The organism is Sphingomonas sp. (genome assembly GCF_019242355.1).
GTDB lineage: Bacteria > Pseudomonadota > Alphaproteobacteria > Sphingomonadales > Sphingomonadaceae > Sphingomicrobium.
This window is the reverse complement of record NZ_JAFAVR010000043.1, coordinates 1-2875: the sequence shown is the minus strand read 5'-3', so window position 1 is coordinate 2875 and position 2875 is coordinate 1. Positions and strand designations below refer to the sequence as shown.

The window sequence follows — 2875 nt, the reverse complement described above, 5'->3', positions numbered from 1 at the left end:
GCCTGGAGTCGCATCCCCGCCCTCGGACTACTGCGCAGCATCGAGTACCGTGAAGCGGGGGGAGAACGCCATTTCCTCGACATCGGCTACCCTCGGGTCGTGGGAGACTGCGCCGGCGTCGTGGACGAGATCTATCGCCGCGCGGAGGCAAGCCTGTCGGACGAGACCAAGCGCGTCGTCGCCCAGTGGGAAGCCGAAAATCCACAGCATAAGGGCGGGCGCTACAGCTACAGCCTGGAGGCGTTCGGATTGAGCGAACACTGGGTCGAGGATTTCCTGGGGCCTTACCTCACTCGCTTTTCCAGCCTGTTCTGAGGAGCGGGACATGAACAGCGCCGACACCCTGAACGCAGCCTGGTCCGCCTTCTGCGACAAGTTGAAAAGCGCGGGCGAGACCATTGCGCGCCAGGGGGCGGGACTGGACGAGGAAGGGATCGCGGAGGGCTATGAGCATCTCGCGCACCTTGCCTTGGACAGCCTCACCTGGGCGATGGCGCCCAGCCCCGATTTTCCACGCTTCGTCCACCTGAACGATACGCCGGAAATCGCCGACAATCGCTTCGCCCCGCTTCGGCCGGACGCCGCCTATAGGCTGACCGGTCGGATCGATACGCTCTGCGACATCAATATTTCCCTGCATGAGGGCTGGCCGTTTCTGGGCGGCCGGCGGGTGTGGGGCGATCTTGGCCGCAACGATTTAACCGTCGATCCCGACGGACGTTTCGAGCTTGTCATCAGCGCTGAACCGCAAGAGGGCGATTGGCTGGCCCTGCCGGCCGAGGCGAGGATATTGCAGATTCGCGAATACTATACCGACTGGGACGCCCACCGCCCCGGCGTCTTCGAGATCGTCCGGATCGGCAGCGAAGGAGAAGCTCCCCGGCGGTCCGATCCAACTGAAGTCGGCGCGAGGCTGCGGGCCGTCGGTCCATGGCTGGACGGCTATCTGGACACCCATTGGCGGCTGGTCCAGGAGCGGATCACCACCGTCAACGGCGTGGCTCAGCCGGCCACCGCCCAAGCGGGCAATCGCAACATCTGGTACGGCCCCGGCAAGTTTCGCCTGGAGCCGGATGAGGCGCTGCTCATCGCCTTCGCCCCGCCTCGCGCGCGGGCGTGGACCATCCAATGGCTTCTCAGCCCCTGGTATGAGCCCCCGGACATCGCCAATCGGGCGACCAGCCTGATGTCGAAGGACGCCGTCATCGGCTCGGACGGTATTGTCCGTGTCGTGCTGAGCGGCGCCGATCCCTGCGTTCCCAATTGGCTGGACACGGGCGGTCGCCGCGAAGGCGTCATCATGCTTCGCTGGATCTGGTGTGAAGAAAGCTCTTCGGTCGCCAGCACCGTCGTCAAGCGCGACCGATTGAGCGAGCATCTACCCGGCGACACGCCACGCATCACGGCGAGCGAGCGTATGGCCCAGCAGGCGCGGCGCAGGACGCACTGGGCGAAACGGGCGAGGTAGGCGCATCCTCGAACCCCCACTCAACACCACAGGATCGTCTATGCCGGAGCCATCCCCGAAGACCGCCAGTACCGGCCAAGCGTCCGCGTTGGCTCGCATGGCCCGTCGAACGCTCATGCAATGGAATATCGGAAAACAACACCAAGCCGCTGATTGAGGAATTTCCAAGCGCTAATCCATCCTAACGATTGGATGATTTGGCTGGACACCAGGCGGTGAAGCCGCGCATTGAGATTGCTCTTGTTTCAGGTTATCGGGTGAGAGGCCATAGCCTCGAAGGGATTTTGAGTGGCGCGAAAATCTAAAGGGCCGACGAGGGTGGACCGGGTGGTGCTGCGCTTGCGCGAGCACGCCCTTTCGACCCCGGCGGGCGAACTGATCGGATCCGAGGACGATCTTGTCGCCTCATACAACGTCAGCCGGCCTACGCTGCGGCAAGCGGCGGCCTTAGTCAGCCAAGAGCAGTTGGTCCTGGTGCGCCGCGGCGTCGGCGGCGGCTATTTCGCGCGGCGCCCGGAGGCCAGCGGCGTGGCGCACATGGCGGCGATCTATCTGCAATCGCGCCGAACGACCCTGGAGGAGATCATCAAGGCCATCGAGCCGATCAAAGCCGAGATGGGGGTGCTCGCCGCCGCCAATCACGATCCGGACATAATCGAACTCTGGCGTCAATTCCAGCAACGCGATCGCGATGCGGAGGCCAAGGGCGGCTATCGCGAGTTCCTGAAGTCCGAGGTCGAGTTCGGCCGCCTGTTGGGGGCGGCTTGCCGCAACCGGGTGCTCGAGCTGTTCGTGGCGACCCTCTACGAATTCTGCGGCTTCCTCGGTCCGGAAGAGGACGTCTATCGGGATGAGCCGGAACGGGTGCATGCCTACTGGAGCCGCCGTCAGGCCCAGGTCGCTGCGATCATCGAGGGCGACGCGGAAGTCGCCTCGCTGACGGCCCGCCGTTGCGCGCGAATGGTCACCGACTGGATGGTCGAGGACATGAACAAACATTCCGCCCGCAAGCCGGCTCAGTTGATGCCTTATGCCGAGCCGGAGAACGCGGCGACCGCTCCGCAGAAATCCGGCCGGGCTGCCGCGCGCGTCCAGCGCAAGGCCGTCGCGAGTTAGAGGCGCATTTCTGCGAACGTGTTGCGGCGGTCTTGCGCGAGCAGGGCTTATGGACAGCCTTCAATCCCGGCGCTGCGAACGACTTCCGCTTCGGGCGGAGTCGGTTGAAGCGGGCCCGGGCCTTCAAATGGTCCGTGAGCCTTCGAAACGCGCGATCTGTTCGTCGCTCATCCCGAGTTCGGCGAGGATCTCGTGAGTATGTTCTCCCAAGGTCGGCGCGCGGCGCGACAGCTCTGGCGGCGTGGCGGAAAGATCGAAGGGACGCAACATGACGGGCGCGTCGGCGGGCGC

General features: G+C 64.6%; 3 protein-coding genes. All 3 read left to right on the top strand.

Annotated features, from left to right (window positions below; genetic code table 11):
- A partial coding sequence (locus JOZ79_RS01825; protein WP_294069791.1) for a hypothetical protein occupies positions 1 to 315 on the top strand: 315 nt, incomplete at its 5' end.
- A 10-nt stretch (positions 316 to 325) separates the two neighbouring features.
- The gene (locus JOZ79_RS01820) at positions 326 to 1468 is read left to right on the top strand and encodes a hypothetical protein (RefSeq protein ID WP_294069788.1); all 1143 of its coding nucleotides are present in this window, start codon (positions 326 to 328) and stop codon (positions 1466 to 1468) included.
- 318 nt (positions 1469 to 1786) lie between these two features.
- A complete protein-coding gene (locus tag JOZ79_RS01815) occupies positions 1787 to 2584 on the top strand; it encodes an FCD domain-containing protein (protein WP_294069785.1) in 798 nt (265 codons plus the stop codon).
- Positions 2585 to 2875: the final 291 nt, after the last annotated feature.

Excerpts from the sequence above, each read along its gene's own strand:
- JOZ79_RS01820 (WP_294069788.1), top strand. The coding sequence starts at position 326 with ATGAACAGCGCCGACACCCTGAACGCAGCCTGGTCCGCCTTCTGCGAC.